The 25,804-nt window shown below is 39.0% G+C and carries 30 protein-coding genes; 14 read left to right on the forward strand and 16 right to left on the reverse strand.

Translation table 11 applies throughout. The annotated features are described in order from the left end of the window. The first annotated feature begins 7 nt into the window (after positions 1-7). From J2Y40_RS22445 to J2Y40_RS22455, 3 genes are all read left to right on the forward strand, one after another. Positions 8-5,587, forward strand: a complete 5,580-nt coding sequence (locus J2Y40_RS22445; RefSeq protein WP_310001518.1) for a hypothetical protein — start codon at positions 8-10, stop codon at positions 5,585-5,587. 157 nt (positions 5,588-5,744) lie between these two features. Continuing rightward, a complete protein-coding gene (locus tag J2Y40_RS22450) occupies positions 5,745-6,506 on the forward strand; it encodes a hypothetical protein (RefSeq protein WP_153391602.1) in 762 nt (253 codons plus the stop codon). 45 nt (positions 6,507-6,551) lie between these two features. After that, positions 6,552-6,839 (forward strand): hypothetical protein, encoded by a 288-nt coding sequence (locus J2Y40_RS22455; RefSeq protein WP_153391600.1) that lies wholly within the window; start codon positions 6,552-6,554, stop codon positions 6,837-6,839. Positions 6,840-6,851: 12 nt separating this feature from the next. Here J2Y40_RS22455 and J2Y40_RS22460 read toward each other — a convergent pair whose 3' ends face one another. The 4 genes from J2Y40_RS22460 to J2Y40_RS22475 all read right to left on the reverse strand — a co-directional run bounded on the left by J2Y40_RS22460 (position 6,852) and on the right by J2Y40_RS22475 (position 9,693). Next, the gene (locus tag J2Y40_RS22460) at positions 6,852-7,571 is read right to left on the reverse strand and encodes a sterol desaturase family protein (RefSeq protein WP_310001526.1); all 720 of its coding nucleotides are present in this window, start codon (positions 7,569-7,571) and stop codon (positions 6,852-6,854) included. Positions 7,572-7,669: 98 nt separating this feature from the next. Beyond that, positions 7,670-8,434 carry a hypothetical protein gene (locus J2Y40_RS22465; RefSeq protein ID WP_153391596.1) on the reverse strand — a complete coding sequence of 255 codons (765 nt, stop codon included), beginning with the start codon at positions 8,432-8,434 and terminating at the stop codon, positions 7,670-7,672. Further along, positions 8,431-8,925: a MarR family winged helix-turn-helix transcriptional regulator gene (locus J2Y40_RS22470; protein WP_310001528.1), complete on the reverse strand. Its 495-nt coding sequence runs from the start codon at positions 8,923-8,925 to the stop codon at positions 8,431-8,433. Before J2Y40_RS22470 ends, J2Y40_RS22465 begins: the two co-directional genes overlap by 4 nt. A gap of 150 nt (positions 8,926-9,075) precedes the next feature. Then, on the reverse strand, positions 9,076-9,693 hold the full coding sequence (locus J2Y40_RS22475; RefSeq protein WP_310001530.1) for a metalloregulator ArsR/SmtB family transcription factor: 618 nt from the start codon (positions 9,691-9,693) through the stop codon (positions 9,076-9,078). A 193-nt stretch (positions 9,694-9,886) separates the two neighbouring features. Here J2Y40_RS22475 and J2Y40_RS22480 point away from each other — a divergent pair, with 193 nt between their 5' ends. The 5 genes from J2Y40_RS22480 to J2Y40_RS22500 all read left to right on the forward strand — a co-directional run bounded on the left by J2Y40_RS22480 (position 9,887) and on the right by J2Y40_RS22500 (position 12,443). Beyond that, entirely contained in the window at positions 9,887-10,513 is a 627-nt protein-coding gene (locus tag J2Y40_RS22480) for a superoxide dismutase (protein WP_310001532.1), read from the forward strand. 25 nt (positions 10,514-10,538) lie between these two features. Continuing rightward, positions 10,539-11,039 carry a DUF2480 family protein gene (locus J2Y40_RS22485; protein ID WP_153391588.1) on the forward strand — a complete coding sequence of 167 codons (501 nt, stop codon included), beginning with the start codon at positions 10,539-10,541 and terminating at the stop codon, positions 11,037-11,039. 6 nt (positions 11,040-11,045) lie between these two features. Beyond that, the gene (locus J2Y40_RS22490; RefSeq protein ID WP_153391586.1) at positions 11,046-11,615 is read left to right on the forward strand and encodes an NADPH-dependent FMN reductase; all 570 of its coding nucleotides are present in this window, start codon (positions 11,046-11,048) and stop codon (positions 11,613-11,615) included. Positions 11,616-11,627: 12 nt separating this feature from the next. Further along, positions 11,628-11,945: a 2Fe-2S iron-sulfur cluster-binding protein gene (locus tag J2Y40_RS22495; protein WP_153391584.1), complete on the forward strand. Its 318-nt coding sequence runs from the start codon at positions 11,628-11,630 to the stop codon at positions 11,943-11,945. Positions 11,946-12,092: 147 nt separating this feature from the next. Further along, positions 12,093-12,443 (forward strand): 4Fe-4S dicluster domain-containing protein, encoded by a 351-nt coding sequence (locus J2Y40_RS22500; RefSeq protein WP_153391582.1) that lies wholly within the window; start codon positions 12,093-12,095, stop codon positions 12,441-12,443. Between the two features lie 139 nt (positions 12,444-12,582). Here the strand turns inward: J2Y40_RS22500 and J2Y40_RS22505 are convergent, their stop codons facing one another. The 7 genes from J2Y40_RS22505 to J2Y40_RS22535 all read right to left on the reverse strand — a co-directional run bounded on the left by J2Y40_RS22505 (position 12,583) and on the right by J2Y40_RS22535 (position 18,176). Then, positions 12,583-12,900 carry a hypothetical protein gene (locus J2Y40_RS22505; protein ID WP_153391580.1) on the reverse strand — a complete coding sequence of 106 codons (318 nt, stop codon included), beginning with the start codon at positions 12,898-12,900 and terminating at the stop codon, positions 12,583-12,585. Between the two features lie 288 nt (positions 12,901-13,188). Then, positions 13,189-14,124: a ketopantoate reductase family protein gene (locus J2Y40_RS22510; protein WP_153391578.1), complete on the reverse strand. Its 936-nt coding sequence runs from the start codon at positions 14,122-14,124 to the stop codon at positions 13,189-13,191. Positions 14,125-14,147: 23 nt separating this feature from the next. Then, on the reverse strand, positions 14,148-14,510 hold the full coding sequence (locus tag J2Y40_RS22515; protein WP_153391576.1) for a hypothetical protein: 363 nt from the start codon (positions 14,508-14,510) through the stop codon (positions 14,148-14,150). 105 nt (positions 14,511-14,615) lie between these two features. Next, positions 14,616-15,611 carry an MsnO8 family LLM class oxidoreductase gene (locus J2Y40_RS22520; protein WP_153391574.1) on the reverse strand — a complete coding sequence of 332 codons (996 nt, stop codon included), beginning with the start codon at positions 15,609-15,611 and terminating at the stop codon, positions 14,616-14,618. Positions 15,612-15,681: 70 nt separating this feature from the next. Next, positions 15,682-16,122: a hypothetical protein gene (locus tag J2Y40_RS22525; protein ID WP_153391572.1), complete on the reverse strand. Its 441-nt coding sequence runs from the start codon at positions 16,120-16,122 to the stop codon at positions 15,682-15,684. Positions 16,123-16,238: 116 nt separating this feature from the next. After that, on the reverse strand, positions 16,239-16,961 hold the full coding sequence (locus J2Y40_RS22530; RefSeq protein WP_310001540.1) for a hypothetical protein: 723 nt from the start codon (positions 16,959-16,961) through the stop codon (positions 16,239-16,241). A 72-nt stretch (positions 16,962-17,033) separates the two neighbouring features. After that, positions 17,034-18,176, reverse strand: a complete 1,143-nt coding sequence (locus tag J2Y40_RS22535) for a hypothetical protein (RefSeq protein ID WP_310001542.1) — start codon at positions 18,174-18,176, stop codon at positions 17,034-17,036. Between the two features lie 177 nt (positions 18,177-18,353). Between J2Y40_RS22535 and J2Y40_RS22540 the strand changes: the two genes are divergently transcribed. The 5 genes from J2Y40_RS22540 (at position 18,354) to J2Y40_RS22560 (ending at position 21,393) form a co-directional block, all read left to right on the forward strand. Next, complete coding sequence (locus J2Y40_RS22540) at positions 18,354-19,109, forward strand: AraC family transcriptional regulator (protein ID WP_310001544.1); 756 nt, start codon at positions 18,354-18,356, stop codon at positions 19,107-19,109. 25 nt (positions 19,110-19,134) lie between these two features. Next, a complete protein-coding gene (locus tag J2Y40_RS22545) occupies positions 19,135-20,313 on the forward strand; it encodes an NAD(P)/FAD-dependent oxidoreductase (protein WP_310001546.1) in 1,179 nt (392 codons plus the stop codon). Between the two features lie 56 nt (positions 20,314-20,369). Further along, entirely contained in the window at positions 20,370-20,732 is a 363-nt protein-coding gene (locus tag J2Y40_RS22550; protein ID WP_231128603.1) for a DinB family protein, read from the forward strand. 15 nt (positions 20,733-20,747) lie between these two features. Then, the gene (locus J2Y40_RS22555) at positions 20,748-20,885 is read left to right on the forward strand and encodes a DinB family protein (RefSeq protein ID WP_310001548.1); all 138 of its coding nucleotides are present in this window, start codon (positions 20,748-20,750) and stop codon (positions 20,883-20,885) included. 136 nt (positions 20,886-21,021) lie between these two features. Further along, on the forward strand, positions 21,022-21,393 hold the full coding sequence (locus J2Y40_RS22560) for a VOC family protein (RefSeq protein ID WP_153391562.1): 372 nt from the start codon (positions 21,022-21,024) through the stop codon (positions 21,391-21,393). A gap of 130 nt (positions 21,394-21,523) precedes the next feature. Here the strand turns inward: J2Y40_RS22560 and J2Y40_RS22565 are convergent, their stop codons facing one another. Then, on the reverse strand, positions 21,524-22,108 hold the full coding sequence (locus J2Y40_RS22565) for a T6SS immunity protein Tdi1 domain-containing protein (protein ID WP_153391560.1): 585 nt from the start codon (positions 22,106-22,108) through the stop codon (positions 21,524-21,526). Between the two features lie 475 nt (positions 22,109-22,583). Between J2Y40_RS22565 and J2Y40_RS22570 the strand changes: the two genes are divergently transcribed. Then, the gene (locus J2Y40_RS22570; protein WP_310001552.1) at positions 22,584-23,063 is read left to right on the forward strand and encodes a GNAT family N-acetyltransferase; all 480 of its coding nucleotides are present in this window, start codon (positions 22,584-22,586) and stop codon (positions 23,061-23,063) included. Between the two features lie 162 nt (positions 23,064-23,225). Here J2Y40_RS22570 and J2Y40_RS22575 read toward each other — a convergent pair whose 3' ends face one another. The 4 genes from J2Y40_RS22575 to J2Y40_RS22585 are packed head-to-tail and all read right to left on the reverse strand — an operon-like array spanning position 23,226 to position 25,742. Continuing rightward, entirely contained in the window at positions 23,226-24,005 is a 780-nt protein-coding gene (locus J2Y40_RS22575) for a hypothetical protein (protein ID WP_310001554.1), read from the reverse strand. A gap of 26 nt (positions 24,006-24,031) precedes the next feature. Continuing rightward, positions 24,032-24,199, reverse strand: coding sequence for a DUF2945 domain-containing protein (locus J2Y40_RS24040; RefSeq protein WP_409017736.1), 168 nt, complete (start codon positions 24,197-24,199; stop codon positions 24,032-24,034). Positions 24,200-24,253: 54 nt separating this feature from the next. After that, the gene (locus J2Y40_RS22580) at positions 24,254-24,799 is read right to left on the reverse strand and encodes a DUF488 family protein (protein WP_153391555.1); all 546 of its coding nucleotides are present in this window, start codon (positions 24,797-24,799) and stop codon (positions 24,254-24,256) included. 28 nt (positions 24,800-24,827) lie between these two features. Beyond that, complete coding sequence (locus tag J2Y40_RS22585) at positions 24,828-25,742, reverse strand: bestrophin family protein (protein ID WP_153391553.1); 915 nt, start codon at positions 25,740-25,742, stop codon at positions 24,828-24,830. Positions 25,743-25,804: the final 62 nt, after the last annotated feature.

A 25,804-nucleotide genomic window follows, 5' to 3' on the forward strand; every position in this document is an offset into this window, starting at 1 on the left:
CAAAACAATGAAAATTAAACTATATTTCATGCTGCTCTTCCTTATAAGCAGCAGTATTTTCGCGCAAAACAACTACTATTGGGTAGGCGGTGCCGGCAGCTGGAGCGATCTTAATCACTGGCGTATCGGCTCTTCATCCGGACAGCAGGCTACCATCATTCCATCCCGGTATGACAATGTGTACTTTACTTCAGGGAGTGGCTTTACGGCTTCAGGAGGAACCATTAGTGTCTCTCCTTCCATCATTGCGAAAGATTTCATTATAGACGATTCTTTTACCGGAAAGATTAACTTCAACCAGGGAACGACGTTCAATATTTACGGAAATCTTAAATGGAGAGGAAATGTGGGCAGTTATTATAATATGACCATGAATCTTTATTCTGACAGTGTGAATCCTACTCCTAATATTATTGACATTCCCGGAAACCTCATAGATTCTACTTATCTTTCTTCGAGTTATCAGTCATCCATTAATTTTTTAGGGACAGGAAGTTTTAAGCTGATCAATGATTTCTATACCAATGGCTATTTTTCCTTTACTATAGGAGGAAGCAGCGTCTTTGATCCCAATAATAAAAACATCAGGGTGACCGGTGATATTAATTATAATTCTACCGCGGTTTCAGATTTCGGAACAATACAGCTTACTTCCGTAAGCGGAACTTCAACTTACACGCCTAATGCCAATCTTACACAGGCAACTGTTTCAGGGCAGTTATCTGTTCCTTCTACTCAGGATATTAAAAAGATTATTATACGAAACCAGATTTCTGTAGGAACTTACCTGAAGGCAGATAACATTACCGGAACATCAGGAGGCCAGCTTCTTACCACCACCGGAACCGGTCAGTACGACATCAACACGCTGAGCTTATCGGGAAGTGGAAATTACAATATCGGAACATCCAATATGTCCTATAATGTTGCTAAAATTAAAGTCAATACATTGACTACGGACAGCGGAACCGCCAATTTTTATGCGGCAGAGAATGAAATCAATACCTGTTCTCTGGGAAATGGTCTCAACAGATTTTATTTTGGCTTTATGGCCAAGTATACCGTCAACAATCTCATCCTGAATGGTGGTGACTGTCTGTTTAACTCCATACCTAATTCAGGCTTTTTTACTGTTACCCAGACTCTGACCGCTAATCTGTCCTGTAAAAATTCGGCTCTGCCTGTTTTCGGGGGAATGAACAGCTCCTATTTTGTAAATCTTATCATCCCAGCCAGTATTAACAATGGTTCCGGAGCTAATTTCTTAGGTTATACCTTCTCCAACACTCTATTATCCGGCGGTGCAGCAGTAACAGCAGCTATAGATGGCAGCGGAAACACGGGAAATATATCATATACCGGCCTGACAGGAAAAACGTATTACAGAATTGGTGCAGGCGCATGGGATGATCCGTCCAAATGGTCTTTTTCATCCGGCGGTGTCTCTGCCAACTGTGTTCCTACCATGTATGATGATGTTGTTTTTGATGCCAATTCAGGGTTCACAGCAGGAAATAACAGCGTTACCAATCCTGTAGGAAGCACAGCCTATTTCCGGAATATGACCTGGAACAATGCTCCCGGAAATCCTGTTTACGGTGTAACCAATTCCTATATTTACGGAAATATCTATCTTCAGAAAGACATGACGGCTTCATCTGGCCTGTTTAGTTTTCAAAAATATAAAAGTACCGATCCTCCGGTTGTCCGATATATGAATTTCGAAGGACAAACGGTCAACAGGATTCTTGTCATCAATGTCAATGATGAATTCCGTTTACTGCCGGCAAGCTGGGCTGCACCTTATGACGTGAGTGTTGCTTTAGATTTTAATTTTAATGAATCAAGTAGTGTTTCTACTCTGGTAAGCACCTTGTCTGCTGATGGCAGAAAAATATCAGTAGGTGGCCCTTTCAGACTGGGAGGAAAAAATGTTTCCATAGATAATGCCCTTATCAGGACATCTGTCCTATACGTTTCCACTGCACAGCAGATCAATGCTCCCAACACAGCTGTATACATAAGTAATACATATAGCGGCAAGTATTATTCAGCCAATCCAAATCATTTTTTCGGAAGCATTTACCAGGAAGGAAACGGTACTGCAACTTTTTCTGATATGAAGGCCAACCTGTTTCAGATCAATTCAGGAAGCTACACTACGCTGGTAAATACTAATACCGTAAAGAATGTGAATATTAATGCTCCTTCTGCTATTACTTTCAATGCATCTGCCAATCTCAGAGCCACAGATACTTTTGTGTACAACCGTGCAGATTGTGATCTTCATGCGAATCTTACCGGAAATGGAGGCAATAATCTCATTTTGGGTAATAACATCAACGGAACCGGCTTTGTAGAGCTTAACAGAATGATGATATCCGGAATTAATGCCAGCTATATTACTCCTGTTGCCGGTGCAAAACCTGTAAATGCTAACAATTCCATTGACAACGGCAGCAACAGCGGAATTAACTTTACTCCTCCTACGGCAAAGAATTTTTACTGGAAAGGAGGAAACGGAAACTGGAATGATCTCAGCCACTGGTCTATGGACCCTTCTCCAGCAAGGGTAACCGCCAATTGCGGGCTTCCTACCATTTATGACAATGTGTTCTTTGATCAGTATTCCGGCTTTTCACCTGCCAATATTACAAGCATCAGCCTGGAAAACAATGTACAGGTAAACAACCTTACATTCAGTGGGCTTCCGTCTTCAGCCCGGTCTCATTTTGCAGGAAGCAATAATTATTATTCGATGGGGATCAACGGAGATCTTACCCTTCATCCCGGTTATTATGATGCAGGATATTTCAGTGGATTTATTTTTATAAACTCAGCTGGAAAAGTGTCAGGAATCAATAAAGCCATTTATCCCAACGGGGCTAATGCCACCTTCACTTTTTCGGGTAATGCCAACTGGAAGATGTACCACGGATCAGGTGTTACTGATATGAGCAGTGGTAATATTATTCAGAACAATACAGCAGGAACTCTTGATCTTACAGGAACCCTACTTAATCTTAACAATGTTACCTTCAATGGGAAGGAGGTACTGTTAAGCAATTCTGACATTACTGTACGAGCTTTTACAGCCAATACACAACAGCCTGTGATCTCCAACAACAGTATTCTGAAGCTGAATTCCGTACTGGGAGGACAAAGTAATTTTTCAGCCAATAACCTGGCCCATTATTTTGAACGAATTGATTACAAGAGTACTAACCTCAACACTACTGCTTATTTTTCGATGCAGGGAGGGATTGTTAATCATTTTAATATGCTGCAGGGAACTTTTTACACCCAGCCTTATGCTCTTCAGATCACAGGTCTGAATGTGAATCACCTCAATATTCAGAAAACCAACTCAGTCATCTTAGCAAGCAATATTACAGTGAATAACTCAATGCTTTTGCAGGGAGGCTGTCTGGAAGATGAGCGGGTGATTTTCTCGGGTGATAATTCGGTAAGACAGATCGTTATTTCCAATTACAATCCTACAGATTTTGTGATAGACAGGGTACAGTTGAGAAATGTTTCGTCTTCCGGAGGGCAGACCTATATTACCTCCAGCAGCAAGAATCTGGGAGGTGTGACAGGCTTCAGCTTTTCTGATACGCTTACTTCGGCTCCTAGAGATCTTTTCTGGATTGGCGGACAGGGTGAGTGGAATGATCCTCTGCACTGGTCACTGACCTCAGGCGGGGTAGCTATTACAGGCTGTAATCCTCCGAGAGCCAATGATAATGTATTCTTTGATCAGAATTCAGGTTTCACAGCTTCCCAGAAATCCATTACGATTACAGGAAGCAATGCTTCTGCCAATAATGTAACCTTCAATAATGCTCCTAATTCTCCTAATCTGGGCGTATATAGCAGTAATTCTTCCTATTATCTGAATATTTATGGAAATCTTACGCTTCAGCCTGATATGACCACTCTTTCGGGTAATTCATTCATCAACATGGTTCAGAACCCGGCAGTGGTAAATACCAGATATATTGATACGAAAGGGGTGAACATAAACATCGCAATACTTGCTGATAAGGACGATTTTGAGTTATTGAGCCCATATTTAGGAAATATCGGAGGAACAAATGTAAAAAGTTTTAAATCCAACAATTTCCCGATGACGGGCGGCGTAAGCTTTATTTATAATCAAAATGTAAATCCAGTACTGGATTTCCGCCAGTCTGTTATCAATACAGGATCCTATAGTTTCACCATAAACGCAGGAGGAAATCCGGTCACTATTCAGGCGGAAGGAAGTAAAATTACCACTCAGAATTTTGCCGTTACTGTTCCAACTATTTCAGATTTTAATGAGATCATTATCACCGGAAACGGAACACTCAACGGAGGAAATACGGTTCATAATTTCAATAAAGTAACCTTCCTGGGAGGAGCAGGAACCAGTACTTTGGCTTCTGCCGGACGCTACAAAACCCTGTATTTCAATCCCGGAAATTACAGTATTGCAGGGGGACAGATTATTACAGAAAATATGTTTATGACCGGTACACCGTGTAACAGGATTAATATCAGCAGAACGGCTGCTTCCGGACAAAGCTTAATTACACTGGATCCTGCGGCTGCTTATACCATGTTCTATGCATCTGTCCGGGACATGAATTTCTCCCGTGCAGTAAGTGCATATGGAAACAGTCAGGATCTTGGAAACACCACTAATCTTACGATTGTACCTACCAATGTACAGGCAGCAGGTTTTGGAGGAAATAAGACTCTTTGTGCTTCGGAATTCCCTAAAACATATGACGCGGCTACTCTCTTCGGAACGGATGCCAATGCTTCTTATACATGGACAAAAATAAATCAACCGGGCGGCGGAGTAATCAGTACCAGCCCATTGGTTACGTTCACTCAACCCGGAAACTATAGTGTGAAAGTAGTATATGCTCAGGACGGATGTAATATTACGGAGAATTTTACGATCAGTTCTGTCACCATGCCGGTTGACAATACCGTAATTACTCCGGTAAGTGCTGTACAACAGGCAACTGGTGATGTACAAGTGAAATTCAAGGGATCTCTGGCGCAAACCTATATTTTCACTTATTCTGTAAATAATGGTCCGGATCAGGATATCACCTCAGCAGCTAATGGTGAAGCAGTCGTTCTTCATGCGAAAAACCAGGCCGGGACATTTGTTTACCGTCTGAAAAGCATCCGTTTTTCAAGCGGGGAAGCATGTCCACTTGTGTTGAATAATAAAAATATTGTTATCAACATCAATCCTGAATGCACTGTTCCTGGGGTTACCATGCTGATGAACGGTATTCTGAGAGGATGTACTGCCAGTATGGGAGCCAGACGTTTATCTGAGATTGACCCTGTAACACTAATTAATCCTCCTGTTGATGCCGGAACGACAAAGCTCATCCCGGGAACCGGAATTACGGTGAAGGAAGGAAATGATGTATTGATGATCCGAAACATTGATGCCCTTCCGGAAACACTGGTGCTTCCCGCTCAGAAGCCTCATGCTCAGGGAGCAATTATCTATCATAATGACCATTTTTACGAAGGTGTAGAAAACGGAAAATGGATCAGGGTTGATAATGATTAAATAGGAATATTTTTTATCATGAAAGGCTGTCTCCGGACAGTCTTTTTCGTTGAGTTCACCAGACCTGAATTTCTTTTAAAGTTCTCTAAAGTGTTTTTAAATACTAAGATTTATTCGTATTTTCGGGAGCTTAAAAAAACACCATTATCTTATTTCTATGAATGAACTTGTGAAAATCTTTCCGGCCTATGAAGATGTATTTCATGATGATATAGAAAATCACAAAAAGTACTTCCTGCCCATCTGTTCTTTTAATCTTAAACTGATTGATCCTTCTCAGGATGAATGGCTCCACGTGGTTTCTGTGAAAGAAATCTATGACGGCTGTGTTGGAGAAGACAGTACCGCATTCTATACTCCGTTTACTCAGGCTGATATGCTTGGTTTTGATGTTATTGGGGGGAAATACAGATTTGATGCAGATTGGAACTATTTCAAAGTGTCCACAGAAATTGCTCCGGACCAGTATGACGAGGAGTTTTCTGATGTTGAGATTGAATACAATATGAATGATGCGATGTATCAGCTGAAAAAAGCTTATTTCAATAAACATCGCCAGCTCTATGATAAATATGCTTATAGATCAGGACTTACTGTAGACGATATCAGGAGACTTGATAGGCTTCGCCAGCTTACACCGGAAGATCTTGAAAAGGATGAAAATTCTGAGTATATGGAAGAAAGAAATGCTGCTAAAATACATGGCATTTTTGATGAACTGAATTCGGAAAAAAAGATTCTTGAAGACTGCAATTTTGATGGCTGTAACCTGATAAGCAAACCGGCCCACAACGGAAAGCCATTAGACTATATCTGTTGCATTGAAGGTTATGATTTCCAGCAGAGCTCGGCAGATCATATCTATCTTTTCTATGACCGGGATCTCCGGAAAGCTGTAATCTGTTTTGAATATACCTAAATGATTGTACACGAATAACAATACTTCAATTTTAAATTAAAAAAGATGGAACAAAAATATGTAGACTGTTCAACGCATGGAAAACAGGAAATGGGTTTGCTATGTACGCACCTGGCACATAGTCTGTTGCATAAAGTACCTTCAGGGTTTCATGAGCATGATGAAGGAGATATGGGACGCCCTGATGCGTGGTGCAATCAGTGTGAAGATGCCTGGGATCTTACTGAAACAGAAGAAGATCGCGAAAACTGGTTCACCGGATGCGATTTTAAAATTGTCTGTGTTTCCTGCTGGGATGAAGCGAAAGCATTCAATGCAGGAACGGGATTGTAAACCTTCAATTAATCAGGGCTTATAGGTTCCGAATATTCTGTCCCAGACAGAGGTATAAAACCCGAAGTTCTTACTTTCATCTGTATGGTGTTGATGGTGAAATCTTGTTGTTCCGATAAAAAAACGGTCCAGTTTCTGCGGAAAAAACTCCCGGTTCAGATGTCCGATCGTTCCCCAGATAAGGTTAATCATCAGATAAACTGCTACTGCCGTAACCGAAAAATTGTACATCATTAGCAAAATCAGCATCATTATTCCAAATCCGATAGTTTCCAAAGGGTGTAATACAAAGAGACTAAGAAAATTGGTGCTTCTATGCTCATGGTGTTTTCTATGCAAAAGACTGTATACAAAAGGACTGTGAGCTGCATAGTGAAAGATGTACATCATAAAATCCATCAGAAGCAATAAAGCAATAACTTCCGCAATGACAACAATTGCGGATTGATTCTGGCTCAGAATGATCCATCCGTGTTTCCATAAAAAAACGCCCAATATCATCACAAAGCTGTTACAGCCAATCGTAAGAAAGCTGAGATAAACATCTGATCTGCTCACCGGATGATCCTGCGGCTGTAATTTCTCTTTACGGCAGGTTTTATCAATAAACCAATACAATCCTATAGAAAATAAATACAGAAAAATATTGACTGTTAAACTAAACAGAATCCATTGCAGCCACGAAAACTGCCAGAATATTTTTAACGTCTCAGAAAGTTCAAATCCGCTCATCTCCATACTATATCAACTGTCAATTTTATGTAAATGTATGAATTTTCATCATCAACCAAAATACAACGCATGGATTGATTTTTGACAGTACTGCCCCACTATTCATAAATTACATAATTCATTTTATCAACTCCTGTATTTCCTGATTTTTCATGATAGGCGTATAAAACAAGTTCGTAATTTCCAGCCGTGGTGATCATTGTATCTCCCTCAAACAGGTTGGTGTTCACCAATGAAAATTTGACCTCTTTAACCAATTTTCCATCTTTTTTAAGGATACCTTTTATTTCCATCTCATCAGAGTTCCATACTCCATTTTTTTCTATTACGCAGCCGCACATCATTACAATATTTGCCTGAAACTGGAAAGGTTTGTCCTTAATGCTATTCAGAGCGATGTACTGGTGAGTTCTGGGTTTCAATATGTCAATAATAAAGCCCGGAATTTCTAAAATAATCCCGTCCCCTAAAATATGCTTCCCGGGAATCAGCCATAATTCCGTACTTACCGCAGCCTGTGCCTGTCTTTGGTTCAACGGAGAAATGACTTCAATGGTGACCAATACAGGTTCTTCAATATTCATTTTTGCCAGAAATCCGGCTGTCTGGCTGTCTGTAATTAAACTTCCCCTTGTTTTGGGAGTTTTCATGATCAGGTCTGTATTTCCTGTGCTTCCGGAGGTATTTCCTTCTGCCATGATTTCCCTGTTCAGTTTATTCCGGACAATAATGTGCGCGCCTCCTAATGAGCTGCCGATAAATTTAGCATCTCTGGCTTTTACCCGAATCATGACCTTGGTTTCTTCGGCGTGAAGCATCAGCCCGGAAAAAAGAAATGCAGTGAGAAAAATTAATGTTTTCATAAAGTATGTGATTTTAAATAGTGTTCTTTAAAGCGGTTATGAAAGGATTTGCTTTTCAGTTCATCATCTATCCCATCCAGATAGGCCAGAATTCCCAGATCATCAGAAAGTATTTCAAGAATTGCTTTTTCACAACTGTCCCAGATATGCTCCAGCTTCGGCAGCATTTTTACTGCTTTTTCTGTCAACGAAATGATCTGCTTCCGTTTATCAACCTTATCCTTTTTAATATTGAGGTATCCGTTATCTGCCATCTTTTTTACCATGACAACTACTGTGGGATGAGCATATCCCAGAGGCTCTGCAATATTTACAATGGCCATTTCCCCATTCTTTTGCAGCAGCATAAAAACAAGGTACCAATTAGGTTCCACGTCTATATCCAGTTCTTTATAAAACCGTCTTACATCATGAGCCATCCGGTCACTGATTCTTTTTAATCTGCTGTCTAAAGCTTTGTAGCCAAGTTCTTTAATGAAATCAAAATCCATTTTAGTAATAAATTGATAAGCAAATATATAAAAAATACAGTCAACTATATAGTTAACTATATATATTTTGTTTTTTTTCCCTGACCTACTTCCTTGAGCTATAATTTAGTGATTAAAAAACGAGATTATTTCAATGTAGACGGATATTAATCAAGAGATCTTATATACACATCGCTGTCCGCCTGAAAGGATATGACTTACCCTTTCTACCTGAAAATCTTTACCGATCAGGTTACGGAAATTAGACAATTCGGCACGACAAAATCCCTGGCACTCAGCTGCGGCGGCACAGATCGGACAATGATTCTCAATCAGAAAATATTCTCCGTCCTCTTTTTTCCACTCTGCCATATACCCTTCTTCACTGCGGATTCTGACAAGAATATCCAGACGCTGTTCCAACGATCCGGCATCTGTAAGCGATTTTTCATACCGTTGATAGGTATTTTTTTCTCTGTCATTAATTAACAGCTCTAATGCATTTTCGCCTAAAAGATTTTTAACTGACCGAAGAATCTGAACCGTAACATCAGCATGGGTATCAGGAAACTGGGAAATCCCTTTTTCTGTCAGCTGATAATAGGTAGACGGACGCCCTACTCCTTCACTTTTTGCAAAAGGTATAATGAGACCGTCCTGAGCCAGATTTAGCAAATGTTTCCTTGCTCCTTCTTTAGTGATGGACAGCTCTTCTGAGATCAGCAAAGCTGTAGCTTCTCCTCTCATTTTTAAAAACATCAGAATGCGGTCGGCAGCCGGCTTCTTCATTTGACAATATTTTAGTTGTTTTATTTTTCAACAACAAATATAGTCATTTTCTATAACCTTTAATTCTATAATACAAATTAGTAATTATCAACACATTATATACTTAAAGAACAAACTCAATAAAACAACATAATGGTTGTTTTATTGAAATATAATATTACCTTTGACCTGTAATAATCAAAACAATACTATTATGAACTCATTTACACTACCCCAGCTGACTTATTCTTATGATGACCTGGAACCTTTTATAGATAAAGAAACGATGACTATTCACCATCAGCGTCATCATCAAGCTTATGTGGACAATCTGAATACTGCTTTAGAAAAAGCAAATGAAACATCTACAGATCTGGATTCTATTTTACAAAGAGTAAGTGAATACGGTCCGGCGGTGAGAAATAACGGCGGCGGACACTACAACCACTCGTTATTCTGGGAAATTCTTTCTCCTAAACCCCAATTAAATCCTAAAGGAAAACTTGCTGAAGCCATCCACTCAACTTTTGGAAGCCTTGAAGATTTAAAAGCGGAAATGAAGAAATCAGGACTTGGACAGTTCGGATCGGGATGGGTTTGGCTGTTTGTAAAGTTCAACGGTTCGCTGGCTGTAACTTCCACACCTAACCAGGATAACCCAATGATGGATGTACAATTGGTAAACAGAGGTTTTCCTATTCTGGGAATTGATGTCTGGGAACACGCCTATTATCTGGCATATCAGAATAAAAGAGCTGATTATCTTGATTCTTTCTGGGCTGTATTGGATTGGGCCGCTGTTGAAAGAAAGTACGAAGAAGCACTCACCAAAATCAGATAAATTGTTTCAGATTAAGAAGAGAGTTATGAATCAGAAAATATTCATCAATAAAGCAGAAACCTCAGGTATTATAGCCCTTGATCTTTTGGATTATAAACCTTCCACAGAGATTGTAGAACTGGATATCAAAGATCATCTTTTTATGGGAATGATTGTAAAGGAGAAAGAGTTTAAGGAATCTATTGCTGCCGTGGATTTTTCTGTATACAACGAAAAAGCCGTGGGAATCATCTGTTCTACGGATGCCATCATCCCACCCTGGGTTTATATGCTGCTGATGGAAAAATTATCTCCTTATGCTATTTATGTAGATCTGAATAATGCTGAGACGATTTTGCTGGATCTCTGGAAACGCCGTCTGACGTATGCAGATCTGAAACATTATAAAAATCAGAAAGTTGTGGTGAGAGCAAGAGCAGATCATGACCCAGCCCTTTATTTACTGGCAGCCGGGCTTCTGAAACCCATGGTTAAAAGCCTCATGTACGGAGAAATAGGTATGCCTAAAGTCATTTTTAAAAATTAAATCAGAATGAAAGCCATTATATTCAACGGATCTCTGGAAAGAAGAACAGAATCTGCTTCAGGCCGTATTGCACAGTTTTTCAAAGAAAGCCTGGACAAATCAGGAATAGAGACCGAAATTTTTACCCTGGCAGAATCTGGTATTCCTATGTTCGATGTTACGCTTGGTAAAACGCCTTTAGCCGTAGAGCGGATGACACAGTTATTTCTGGAAGCTGATATCCATTTCTGGCTGGCTCCTTTGTACCATGGAAGCATTCCGGGAGTAATGAAGAACTGCCTGGACTGGCTGGAAGTTACTTCCGGATATTATCAGCCTTATCTTACTGATAAAACAGTCGGATTGGTGTGCTGGGCAGACGGACTACAGGCAATGCAGGGCATTAACACCATGGATGTGATCGCCAAATCGCTCCGTGCGTGGCCTCTGCCCTTCAGTGTCCCTGTTATCCGTGCCGCATTATATGATCAGGAAGATCCGGCAAAGATCTCATCTTTATACTCGGATAAGTTTGAAAAGCTCATCAACATTGCTACTACAAGAAGAATAGAAAGAATACCTCAGACTTATAAATAATTGTTCAGGAGAATGGATGAAATTACAATTACGGTAAAGGATCGGGAAGGAAATATTCATCAGCTGGTTTGTCCGCTGGAAATGGGACTTAGTCTTAAAGATCTCTGCAAAGCCTATGAATTACCCATGGAAGCCATGTGCGGAGGAATGGCGATGTGTGCTACCTGCCACTGCTATATCCTCAGCGAAACGTCTTTGCTTCCTGAAAAAAGTGATATTGAAGAAGCTCTTTTGTCTGAGCTGTTTACAACCACTTCTTCCAGCAGATTAGCCTGCCAGATCCAACTTACGGCGGCAATGGACGGACTTTCCATAGAAATTGCTGAATAATGAAGAACAACTGCCAATGCAGCTTATTTTTTCAACGTTTCCGGTCTTATACCGGAGTTTATTTACTTAAGTTTAGACTGGGATTTCTTACGGTGTATGCTGTTTAGGAAATCCCTTTTTGAAAATCATTAAAAAACAACTAAAAATATGGCTATTATTATAACCGACGACTGTATCAACTGTGGGGCCTGTGAGCCGGAATGTCCTAATTCGGCTATTTATGAGGGTGCAATTGACTGGCGCTGGCAGGATAAAACAAAGCTTTCAGGAAAGATCGTTTTCCCGGACGGAACGGAAGCTGATGCAGGAACTTACCAACAGGCCTATTCTGATGAGGTTTATTATATTGTTCCCGGAAAATGTACAGAATGTAAAGGTTTTCATGAGGAGCCTCAATGTAAAACAGTATGTCCCGTAGACTGCTGCATTGATGATCCGGACCACCGTGAAACCGATGAGGTATTATTAGACCGGCAGAAATTCATGCATGGAGCTTAGTCTTTTTATTAACCCCGAAAATATACTCTAGCAATTAAAAACGAGAAAAACAAGATTTCCGAGCCGATTAAATATATTGAATCATCACTTAAACGGAACGTCTTACAACCTGTCTTAACGATCTCTGTTAACACAAGGGTTATTTATTCCAGTCATGATAGATTATTGTATCTTTTTTATGGATAGCGAAAATTAATTCACCTTTCCTTTTAACAATTGTATCACCTGTTTCCATTTCGTCAGCAAACATATTCCACCACCTGTTATGGGTTTTACAGGTTTTAAACTCATGTGTTATTGGGTCATAACCTTTTGTTGAAAACCAAACAGAATTGTCATAAGGAGGAGAAAGAATAACTAAATTACATTCTTCATCCCTTAAAATTTTTGCATATTCCTGACTGCTATCTTTAGAACATGCTGAGACCAATAATAATGCTACAAAATATAATTTCATGTTTAACTTAATAAAATTACGGATTATAATAAAAGTTCTTTTTTAATCACTAATTCATATTATTAGTGATTAAAAATCTAAATAAATCCAGAATATCTAAATACTTTTTTACCGCAAAGCCAGACAAAGAGAAATGATAACTCTCTTTTTTAAGGTAAACAAAGGGTAAACTTAACAAGGTAATACAAAGAATTGATTGTGATTTTTTCCTAACCGGATAAATGTTCTCTATATTTAAATTTCTATTGCATTAGTAAAGGCGGCCTAAAACCGTCTTTATTGATATAACTATTTTCCTTTTATCTCATTGTAGACCTTTTGAATGAAAGGTGTTTCTATACTCAATTCTTTACCATACTTTAAAATAGCTCCGGCAAACAATTCCAGTTCGTTATCTTCCTTTCCGGAATGAATATCCAGCTGTAAAGATGTGGGAGTTTCAAAAGGAAATGCTGCTGCTTTTTCAAAGGTTTTTGCTATAATATCATAGGAAAGGTGAATTCCTTTTTCATCGGCTATCCGCTTAATTTCTTTCATAATTTCCGTTGCCTCATGTTTCTGCTGTACATCGGTACATACCGTTCCGATAGATGAATTATATTTTGCGGTTACCGGTCCGAAGCTCGCAATGAAGATAAATTTAGTCCAGATATCGGTTAATGAATCATCTTTGAAATCAATGTCAATCTTACTCTCTTTCATCAGTTCAACAATCCAGTTTATATCTGCTGAAAAATGCTGAGGATCTCTGCCCATGATCATTTTCCCCGCTTTTCCTTTATGTTCTACAATTCCTTTTTCCTTGATATGGGAAGCCACATAAATACAGGTCGGAAGAATAACATTATCCGGAATAACTGTTCTGATTCTTTCATAAATATCGGCTCCATTCATCATCGGAAGGAGTACGGTATTTTTATGAATGACCTGCTTCAGCTGAGTGCAGACATTTTCCAGATCGTATTCTTTGACACAGATCAGGATAAGATCCGGATCTTTGATGCTGCTGATCTGCTGTTCAACGGTATCAGGAAAAGTATGGGCAACCGAATGTTCGGGAGAGAGCAGGATCAGACCGTTTTCTTTTACTTTTTCATAGGTTTCTCCTCTGGCTGTAAAAGTTATTTTATATTGTTTTGAAGTTTCATTATACTGATTGATCTTAAATCCGAAATATCCGCCAACGCCTCCAAGACCGATTATAACGATATGTTTTTTATTCATAGTCTTATTTTCAACAAAGATGGTTAAAATTCTTCCCAACCTTCCTGCTGTGGGTCGTATTTTGCAAATTCTCCGGTATCGGTAAATTCTGACGCAGTCATTCCGACTTCAAAAATGGAGCTTTCGCTCAGACCTGCTCTGAAATACAGACCTCTTTCTGAAAGCAGTACACTTCCAAAATCTTCATCGGGATGATTGAAGTGAAGTCCTGAAGCATCTTCCCTGACCAGCTCATATTTATAACTCAGAAGGCGTTCTTTTAAACCGGCAATCTGCTGTTTTTCAAACGGTATAAGGTTATCTTCGCGGTCAAAAAAGCTCTCATCGTTGGCGGCCTGTTCTTTTTCTTTTGTTTCGGATCTGAAAAGCTGGATGTTATAACTCATAGGGAGAAGGTCTGGTTTATTGTTTTTATTTCGCCAATATAATACTTTTAATGGCTGTCCGGTGTAAAAACCTTTCAATATCGGAATTTTCTGAATGCACTATTGCTATCTGCTGTTCAGAATGATGCTTTTATAGGTATTCATACGGTTTTCCTGCTGGAACATATTGCATAAAATCAATATATCATCCGTATTATATTTCTCAGCTGTTTCCTGCAATCTGCCGGCTATGTTTTCGGGAGTATCAATAATGATGTTGTCCAGAATATTAAAAAATTCCTCCTCATTTTCTGTTCCCATGATTCTGTTTTCTATCTGTTCTGAGGAAAGAAGTGCTTCAGGGGCCTCTAAATGTCTTGCCTGCAAAAACTGGTAAGCCATTCCATAGGCGTTATACCTGGCCTTTTTCAGGTCCGGTGCTACTGATGCAGCAACTGCAATCTGTAGTAAGGGAGCTTTTCCGTATGCGTTGTTATCAAATTCTTTCTGATAAGCTTCAGTGCTTTCGGTTTCTTTTCCATGCCGCATAAAATCCGCAAAGGAATATCCTACTCCATGTCTTGCTGCTTCACCCGCTGACGTAACTCCGGAACCTAGCCAGATGATCTCAGGCAGATGAATCAGTTTTTGGGGTTGAGCGATCAGCCCAGCGTAGATCCCTTCCTCATCTTTGATGTATTGGATGATCTCTTCCAATTTCTTTTCTGCATTGGATAACACCGGAGGTTTGTTATTATTAAGTGCCTGTACTGCATCTTTTAGTCCTCCGGGAGCTTTTCCCAGCCCCAGGATAAAGCGTCCGGGATAGAGTGTGCTCAGCATTTTCGTCCATTCCGCAATTTTATAAGCTGAATAATTTCGGAGCATAATGCCCCCTGTTCCTACTTTGATCTTTTTTGTTTTTCCCAGAACAACAGCTGCAAGAAGCTCAGGGCTTGAACTTCCGTATGCTTCTACCCCATGATGCTCGGAATACATTACGCTGTGAAATCCCGCTTCATCAGCAAATACGGCAAGATTGAGACTGTCGTTCAGTGCGTTCAAAGGAGTGCTGCCTGAAATAACGGGAGATTGATCGAGGATTCCTAATTTCAGTTTCATCTTTCTTATTCTGTAGGATAAAGGTATTGATTTTCACTAAAATTCTGTTGAAGTGAAGAAGATTCATTTTTTATTTGAACAGTGAGTTTTGTTTTACAAAATCAATATCTTCAGATTCTGTAATGATGTAAACTTCGCCTTTATCACTGGATTTCTGGCCTTTATAATAAACAATTTCTTTATCAGAAATAAGTTTAACACTGTCACCCACCTCTCTTTGTACGAACACCGGTAAATAGATTTCGCCCTGTTTTCCTCTGATTTGATACGGATATATTCCCTGTTCCGGTTTAGCTGAAAAGTCATTTACATTTGATTTGGAAATGTTTACAGACAGTATTCCAAAACTATGATTATTGGATCTTTTTATATCGGTTACAACGCCTTCAAAGGTAACTCCGTTTTTTAAAACTTTATTTTTTTCAGCATATTCTTTGGCTCCGATACGCGTTAAAAGGATAACCAGACCAGCAAAAAGGACAAATATTATGATAAATCTAAGGTATTTCATAGGGATTAATTAAAAGAAAAGATTACGGATATGGCAGTTATTCCTTCGGATAAAACCAATATTCCATTATTCTAAGTTACTACATTTTCAGATTAACCAGTACGTTGTGATGACTTTTATTCTTTTGTCAGCAATAAAATGATGAGCAGTACAGAAATTATAAAAAGAAGAATCAGGATCCATTGTATCCAGTATTTTTTTGCATCAAACTGAAAGGTAACAGGATTTATATGGTAATGCCTGTATACTTCAGGATTTATTCTTATTTCTTTATAGCCCGCTATATTCTGAAAAAAGGCAGCTCTCATTTCCATGGTGTTGGCCGGATAGAAAGCATACCAGATGTTCATCGTAAATTCTGCCTCTACAGGTTTCACGATACCTGTTTCATCCCTGTAATTAACCAACAGTGCGGTTCTGGAATATTTTCCGGACCCGATCTGTTGAGTATAAACATCATATCTCCCTTCTTTCGGAACTGAACGTAACTGACTATACAAAATGGAGAGGATATTGCCATCTTTTTGCTGGCGATGCAGACCTTTTTCGTCTATCCACATTTTTACAATTGTTTTATCCTGGTTCCGTTTCCAGTATTTTACCAACCATCGGCAAAGAAAAAAGAAACACAGTTCATAGAGTGCTATCAATATTACCGAATTCACCGGGTTTCTGCTGTATGAAACCCTATACCCATCATCAACCACAAAGGCTATCGGCAATAAGAGTCCTAATAAAAATAAAACGACGAGCCCAATCAATGCCAGTATGCGCATCATCCATGTGACTGTTTTGTCAGCAATGGCATATACAGGGAAAGAGCGGGAGCTTTTGTTCATTCTTTAGTATCAGTGTTTGAAGGGTTCTTGCGGGAGCGGGAGTTTAAAGCTCTACAATAAATAAAGAAATGGCTATTTTGAGGTAGTAAGTGCAGCAATTCTTGCTTTAGCATAGGTAATCTGATCTTTTTCTTTCTCCGGATCCGGTTTGCTTTTAAGGTATAGATTATAATAAGATAAAGCATTTTTGGTTTGCTTCATACTCAGGTCGTAAAGCAGTCCCAAGCGGTAATTAATTGTATTACTGCTATCAAAAGTAAGCCCTCTTTTGTAAGCCGTCACTGCTTCAGGAAACTGGTTTTTCGCTTCGTAAATACCTCCAAGCACAGTATAATAAACAGCTGTATGTTTTGATATTCCTTCTTCAATGGTTTTCTTAGCATAGATTGCTGCAAGATCGAAGTTTTTCAGTTCGCGGTAACTCAAAGCCATAAAATACAGGGTACCTTCATTCTGAATCCCCATATCTTCCAGAGTTTTAAAAAGAGTAGCACAGGTCTGATAATCTTTTAAATAGAAATAAGCCTGCCCCATTTCATTGATCACATTGGCATCGGTATTATTTTTCATCAGCTTTTTTCCTGTATCTATTACTTCCTGATATTTTCCCAGAAGATTGGCAACCGGAAGTTGTGCCTGCTGCAGGGTAAAATTCTCTGTATCTGCGGCAATAGCTGTTTTCAGAACATCGTAAGCAGGCTGGTATTGTTTCAGTTCTTTATAAGCCATGGAGAGGTCATAGGCAACATCCGGATCAGTAGTGTTCAGACGGTTTGCCTTCTTAAGGTAGCTCAATCTGGCTTCTGGAGTTTCTGCATAAACCGCCAATTGTTTACAGGCGCTGAAATTAAGACTGTCCAGCTGCATAATTTGCGTTAGATAGGTTTTAGCTTTCACTGCATTTCCCCTACGCGAGTTGATATTAGCCAGGCTGAACAGAATAGATAGATTGTTGGGTTCTGCCGTATTGGCTTTCATGTAGTTTTTCTCTGCTTCCGGAAGTTTTCCTGCCATCATATTGCAGTAAGCCATCTGAGTAAGTGCTTTTACATCCTGTGTATCTTGAGGATAAAGGCTTTCCAGATATCGTGCGGCATCAGCATACCGTTGGTTCTCATAATATTCAAGCAGCTTTTCTTTATCTATATTTACAGCCTGAGCGCTTATTGTATTGAACCCTAATACAATAATAAACATCGAAATCCATTTCTTCATGGTTAGTCATTTTTGACTAAAATATCAGTTATTTGCGGATTCTCCAAATTTTAAAGCCATATTATTCACAATACAAAGATGTTTTATAATCCGGAGCATAATAAAGTAATCTTAGGTCGCCCTGACTTTTAGTTAAGCATTTTTTGTAAATTCATCATCAAATATATTCCGGCTGATATGAACCATGAATTTTATTGTAAATTCCTCTCCCCTGATCCGTCTCTTGATGTCTTTGTTGAAAGCATAGGAATGTTTCATAATCCATCAGATCAGCCTAAAGAAGTTGTGATTATTCCGGATGGAAGAATCGACCTGTTTTTTTTACAATCCGGACCGGAATCCTTTCACATAATGCTGATCGGACTGGAAACTGCTCCCGAACAGAGAATCATTCCTCCTCATACCCTGGCATTTGTAGTCAGTTTCCGGCCACTAGGAGCCGAATACATTCTGAAAACTTCCATTGCTGATATTTTAAATACAGCAAGAGAACTTCCTATTGGTTTCTGGAACTTCACAAAGGATATCATGAATGACTTCGAAACATTTTACCAGCACGTTTCCAATGTTCTCAAAGAATTAGCTCCCGAAACCATAGACTTAAAAAAGCGTCTTTTGTTTGAACTCATTTATGCTTCAAAAGGTGAAATTAATGTCATGGAACTTTCTGAAAAAGTCTCGTGGAGCAGCAGGCAGATCAACCGTTATTTCAGTAAACAGTTTGGGCTCTCCTTAAAATCATATTCTACAATTCTCCGTTTCCGGGCTTCTCTGGAACATATTGCAGAAGGAAAACTTTTTCCGGAGCTCAATTTTACGGATCAGAACCATTTTATTAAGGAAATCAAAAAATTTTCCGGCGTGATTCCCAAAGAATTGGCAAAAAATAAAGACGACCGATTTATACTATTATCTGTTTTAAAACAAAAATAACTTTGCATCTGTAAATTCAATTGAGATGCTTATAAAAAATAAATCAATAGCCATTATCGGTGGTGGCCCCGGCGGTCTTACGCTGGCCAGACTATTACAGCTTAAAAATGCAGATGTAAGGGTATACGAAAGAGATTTCGACAAAAATGCCCGCGTACAGGGATCTCCTCTGGATATGCATGAGGACTCGGGGATGGCGGCCCTACGCGGGGCAGACCTTCTGGAAGAGTTTAAGGAAAACTACCGTCCAGGAGCAGATAAAACCCTGATTGTTAACCACCAGGCCAAAGTATTCTACAGCGATCATGATAGCAAACCGGACGAAGATTTCGGAAATGCCCATTTCAGACCAGAGATTGACCGTGGCCCATTGAGAAATATGCTGCTGAAATCCCTTCAACCGGAAACTGTAGTCTGGGACAGTCATTTTATTTCTATGGAAAGACAGGGTGAAGGCTGGATACTGCATTTTAAAAACGGTTCATCAGCGTATGCGGATCTTGTTATTGCTGCAGATGGTGCTAATTCTAAAGTTCGTCCCTATCTCACAGATATTAAGCCCGTTTATTCTGGAATTACTATGCTTGAAGGGAATATTATCCAGGCGGAAAAAACAGCTCCTGTCATTACTGATTTTCTTAAAGGCGGAAAGATCATGGCTTTCGGAAACCATCAGAATTTACTGCTTGGACAGAAAGGAAACGGTAACCTTGGATTTTATGCAAGTTTCAGGGCGGATGAAAACTGGGCTTCAACCAGCGGTCTTGATTTTTCTGATCAGACACAAATCCTGGACTGGTATAAAAAAGAGTATTCTGAATGGGATGACAGCTGGACGGAACTTTTTGAAAATGCCGAATCTCCCTTTATTCCCCGCCCAATCTATTATATGCCATTAGATGAAGGTTGGAAAACCCGTCCTAATCTAACGTTGATAGGTGATGCCGCCCATGTAATGCCCCCATTTGCCGGAGAAGGAGCCAATATGGCAATGCTGGATGCCTTGGAACTGAGTAAGTATCTTACCGACAGCAGCTCTCATTCAATCGAAGAAGCTATTGCTCTATACGAAAACCAAATGCGAAAACGGGCTTCCGAAGCCATACAGGAATCTCTTGACAATGGTGAACGAATGCATTCAGAGGTAGCTTTGGAAACGATGCTTGCGTTTTTTAACGGGCATCAGGGTAACAAAAACGATTAATATTCCTTTGTCTATTTTTCTATTTTTCAATAATTTAACCATTCAAAAAACTGATCATGGAAATAACATCTGCCGCAGCATTTATTGACTATTATGAAAAAATAAGAGCCCGGACGATAAAGCTCATCGAAGTGGTTCCTCCTGAACATATTGATTTCTCCTATAAACCCGGGAAATTTACCATCGGAGATCAAATCAGACATATTGCTGCTATTGAACGGAACATGTACGGAGAAACTATTTCCGGAAGAAAAAGCTCCTATCAGGGTTGCGGTAAAGATCTGGCGGACGGCTATGATGAGACGGTAAAATATTTTAATGAAATGCATCGGCAGATGATTGAAATTCTTAGTGGGCTTTCTGATGAAGACCTCAACCGGAGATGCCTCACCCCTGCCGGAAGTGAAATATCGGTATGAAAGTGGCTGCGGGCTATGACGGAACATGAAATCCATCACAGAGGCGAATTATATATTTACCTCAATTTACTGGATGTGAAAACACCCCAGATCTATGGTTTTTCTGCTGAAGAGGTTCAGGAGATGAGTGTAAAACCAACCTCTGCAGACTGATAAGGAATTCCAGGAATAGGCATCATGAAAAATCCTTTGAAATCAAAAAACGATACAGCGTTTCCGGTTTTTACCTATATTTGAAGGCCGTCTCGGCTTCTGCTGAATACAACCCCTAACGATAAAAAAATAATACATGAAAAAAGTAACCGGAATTGGAGGTATCCTCTTCAAATCTAAAGATCCAAATGCCATGAACGAATGGTATAAAGCTCACCTTGGCCTTGAAACCAGCCCTTACGGAACCAGTTTTGAATGGCTTCAGACTGATGGTAAAAAAGGACTGACCCAATGGGCCCCTTTCGCAGAAAATACAAAGTATTTTGAACCTTCTGAAAAAGACTTTATGATTAATTACAGGGTTGAAAATCTTGAAACCCTGGTGGAAGAGCTAAAAAAAGAAAATGTAACGATCCTGGATGAAATCGCCACTTATGATTATGGAAAATTCATTCATATTTTAGATCTTGAGGGTAATAAAATCCAGCTTTGGGAACCGATTGATTAGTATTTTATACAGATAATATGAGAGGCTGTCTAAAAAGGTCAGCCTCTTTTTTTATTTCCGGTATCTTCTATGGCTAAGAAAACCCTCTCTTAATTTGTGGTGAATCTATTGTTATAGCACAGATAATATATCAACTAAAAGCTTGTGCTAATATTTGTAAATTTTCTTTCAATTTTACTTTTTGCATGTTTTCTATATTTTCGTCCCCACCAAAAACTAAGGCAGGTATAAACGTTAAACATTCATCAATTGCTACCGGACCGTATTTATCAAGCGCAGGTAGCTCTATGTATCCATACCACTCATCTTCCATATAAAGCCTACTTCCTGCGTATCCTTCTAGAAATCGATTTAATTTATTATCTACATATATATATTCTTCTGTTTGTATATTGTAAAAAGCAATACACTTTTCATTATCAAGTTCCCCAATTAAATAAAAATTACCCATTGCCGTTTTTGCAAAAGGCATAATAGATTGATTTTTTAATTTTGGAAACTCTTTTAATAATGTTTCATAATCAAGAGGATTTATAAAAGAAAATAATCCCTCCATGAAAACTGATTCACCATAATATTCAAGATATTCCAAAAGAACATCACTATCGATAAGAGTGGCTAATTGTGCCGCATATTCTATTTTTAAAGTTGATATATCTATTGTGCTAATCTTTTCAGGCTCATTCAATCTATCTATAAAATCCTCATGTATCATTTTAAACTACTTTTAGTGTTACATTCATCATTAACTTATTCTTATTTGGTTCTGGAGTATTATTATAATGCAATTCTGCATGTTCTCTTAAGATTGTGGTTTGTTTTTCGTGATCCTCTTTTTGTGACCATTGTTGTGTGCCAATATACCAATTTGCTCAAGATCCTCCAATTATATCGCTATTTTGAAGATCCGTTCGATCGTATTGTGTGGTTTAAAATTATCTTCTAAAAAACTTATAATTACGACTCATCAATTATGTTTTTGATAAAGATAAAAACTTTTTGAAATAAAAATGCCACACGAAAGGATTCGTGTGGCAACATGGGATTGATTAGTATTTTATGCTGATAATATGAGTTTCGGCGGGCCAAAGGCCCGCCGAAACTTTACATAAAAGGTTTCCAGCATTTTACTGCGGATCAATTCTCAATTTAAAACTCCCTATATTTACTCAATCTACAATGTTTCTATCATGACCATAAAGTTCCGAAACCTTTTACCTACAGAAAGCGCTCTCTACAGAACCATCAGACTTGAAAGCCTGAAGCATTTTCCAGAATCATTTGGTGCAGATTATCAGGAGGCGCTAAAAACTGAAAAACTCAGGCTGGAAACTGATATAGAAAACCAGACTTCGGGAAGGTTTGTAATGGGTGCATTTGTGGATCATGAGCTTATCGGAATTTGTGTATTTATTGAGGAGAAAAACAATACAGGCCATATTTATCAGATGTATGTAAGGGCTGAAGTTCAGGGTAAAAATATAGGTTCAGGACTTCTCAGTGCAGTTATAGGGGAAGCTGTTCACAGATTTAGTACGCGTGAAATTATTCTGGAAGTAACCTGTAAAAATATCAAGGCTTATAAGCTATACGAAAGAATGGGGTTCAAGGAGGTTTCTCCTCATCCTGGAAAAAAAGAAACGCTTATTGTCATGAAAAAGAGATTATGAAGGTTATCAAGAATAACTATTGATCTGTTTTTACTCTTTTGATAACATTAAAATTGTATGACAGTCATCAATACCTATAGCTAAAAGTAACTTCCATCCTCCCCCTTCCAGCTTCCGGCATTTTAGGACTAAGCTTATTGATCCTGTAAAGTTTTGAGTCTTTTATTTCTCGATAATCCTGATTTTAAAATACCGTTTTTTAACGCCACTTTCTGTATAGTTGCTCCCTTCTGTTAGATAAAGTGTTTTCTCGTCTGCCCAGAAAGATTTTCCGATAATGCAGAGCCAGGTTTTGGTCTGTTTTTCAAATTCTTTATCCAGCTGTATAATCTTTACATATTCATTGTTGATTTTGCGCTGAATAAAATAGAAACTGCATTCCTGCCCTCCGAAATGACCATTCAGCCTGAATGCCTTGCCGGGTGAATTTACGATCATATCAGGGTTTCCGGTGTCTTCCGTTTGCAGACCGTTTTTCAGATTAAAGCTCACATCAGTTGTGTGGCCGCCTTCGCACAGTAGTATATCTTCCCCCGGAAAATAGGCCACAAAAAATTCTCCGTCAAAATCATTTTCGTTCTGAAATATTTTTCCGTTTCTGAAGCGGATCTTTTTTACAGCCTGATTTTCGCCGTATTCATCTTTTTCAGAAAATTCTACAACGCCTTTCAGTAATTTTCTGGCTTCATCAAAATTCTCGATTTTCGTTATTTTCTCCTGCCGGTTTCCCGCTTTTGTTTCTGCTGAATAAAACTGTATTGAATCTATTTTTTCAACCTCAATATTGTATTGAACATCTTTTACTGAAGGTTCTTTTTTTTGAATCGTATCAGAAACTTTGATTTCAGAGGTTGTTTGTGTAATTGTTTTCTCTTCCTTTTTTTTGAAGCAGGACTGCAAAAAAATAGCGAATAGGATTAATGTAAGTATTTTTTTTCTCATTATTTAATGTTGATGGATTTTCAGGTTTAGTCGTCGATTTTCTTAAATACAGAGCCTTTATGGGCCGCAATATAAGCGGATTTATCACTTTTTATCTCATACTGAGGGTCTTCCGGACTGGCATGGTGGGTATAGCCTTTATAATCAAAGTCTTTGGTATGTACTTTAATAATATTCCGGCTTCTGAGTTCCAGCTTACTTGATCACCAATTTTAAATTCCGTTATCACTGGTTGGTATTTTTATGGTTTAACTGAATAAATTTTCATCCGAATAGCAGACCTGTCCATCCACAATACGGGCGGCCGAAGTATAAGGATGTTCTTCTGTTTTCCCGTGATTCATAATGTGGTGGACTTTCCATCCTGCGGCTTTCAGGTAATCTGAAATCATAGACCGATGGCAGCTCCACCAAACGGCTTCTGAACACATATACGCTGTAGTTTTTTCTGATGCTGTATCTTCTAATTTCCGGACCGCAGTTTTAAACTCATCGGTTTCCATATAGTCCGCATAGCCTCTGAAAGAATCATTCCGCCAGCGGTCATTTGGTGAATCAGGCTGTACTTTTCGTCTCCCGCCAAGGCTTTCCATATGAATATAAATGATGCCATTTTCCTGAAGCTCTTTTTCAAGGTTTTCTTTATCAAACCATGGATACTTTTTTGAACCCGGAAATCGTCTTATATCCACCAATAACTCAATCCCGAATTCTTTCAGCAGGGCAAGGAAATCTTCCATGCTTCGGGTAGAATGGCCTATGGTATAAATGATATGAGGGTTTTGAGACTGCATCTGAAATACGCGACAACAGCGTCACAATTTAGTTGATAATATTATTTACAGGTCTGGATATGGTTTCAAGATGTTTTCCGGCCAGTTCATGTATGGTACTTTCGATCATTTCGCACATACTGTTTAATGCAAGATCATTGTCTTCGGTTCCGAAAGGTTCTTCAATCTCATCCGCAATGGCTTCAAAAGCAACAAAAGTATAGGCTACAAATACAACGATAAGCGGAGTAAACCATCCTAAGCTGTCTACCAGACCAAATGGCAAAAGAAAACAATAAATATAAACCGTACGGTGAAGCAACACGCGATAACTGTACGGGATAGGGGTAGACAAAATCCTCTCACATCCGCCTACAACATCCGCCAACCGGTCTAAATTTTCATCAAACCGTCCCTGCTGGATAGAATCTATTCGTCCTTCTTCCCTGGCCCTTTCTACCCATTCTGCCAATAACCTCATCAGTACGATAGGTTTATACTTTGCGTTTTCAACGATTTTCAGTTGTTCAGGATGAAGCCTCTTTTGCAGGTCTTCATGAGGATCAGAACCTCTCAGCTGATGCTTCAGGGCATATAAAAAGGAGCTGAGTAAATTCAGAAAGTCTTCAACAGCAGCAGGATCTGCCTTTTTTCCTAATGTGAGTGCCTGACGTGTCAGCGCTCTCGCGATATTGAGCAAAGCTCCCCAAAGTTTCCTTCCTTCCCAGAATCTTTCATAGCTTGCATTGTTCCGGAATCCCAGAAAAAGAGCCAGCACAAACCCAAACAGAGTAAGCGGTGCCGGATTAAGCGGTATTTTGAAATCTAAAATAGTTCCGTGGAAATACACCACTACCAAAGATAAAATAAAAAGAAGCCCCAGCCTGGGCAGCAGCCCTGGAAGTACCGAACCATGCCATACAAAAAGCATTCTGAACCAGTGTTCTTTTTTTCTTATAATCATAATTTCAGGGGTATACCTTAAACTCTTACAATAATACGGATTTCCGGTGGTTTACTCAATAA

It is taken from the genome of Chryseobacterium sp. 2987, from assembly GCF_031456375.1.
Taxonomy (GTDB): domain Bacteria; phylum Bacteroidota; class Bacteroidia; order Flavobacteriales; family Weeksellaceae; genus Chryseobacterium; species Chryseobacterium vaccae.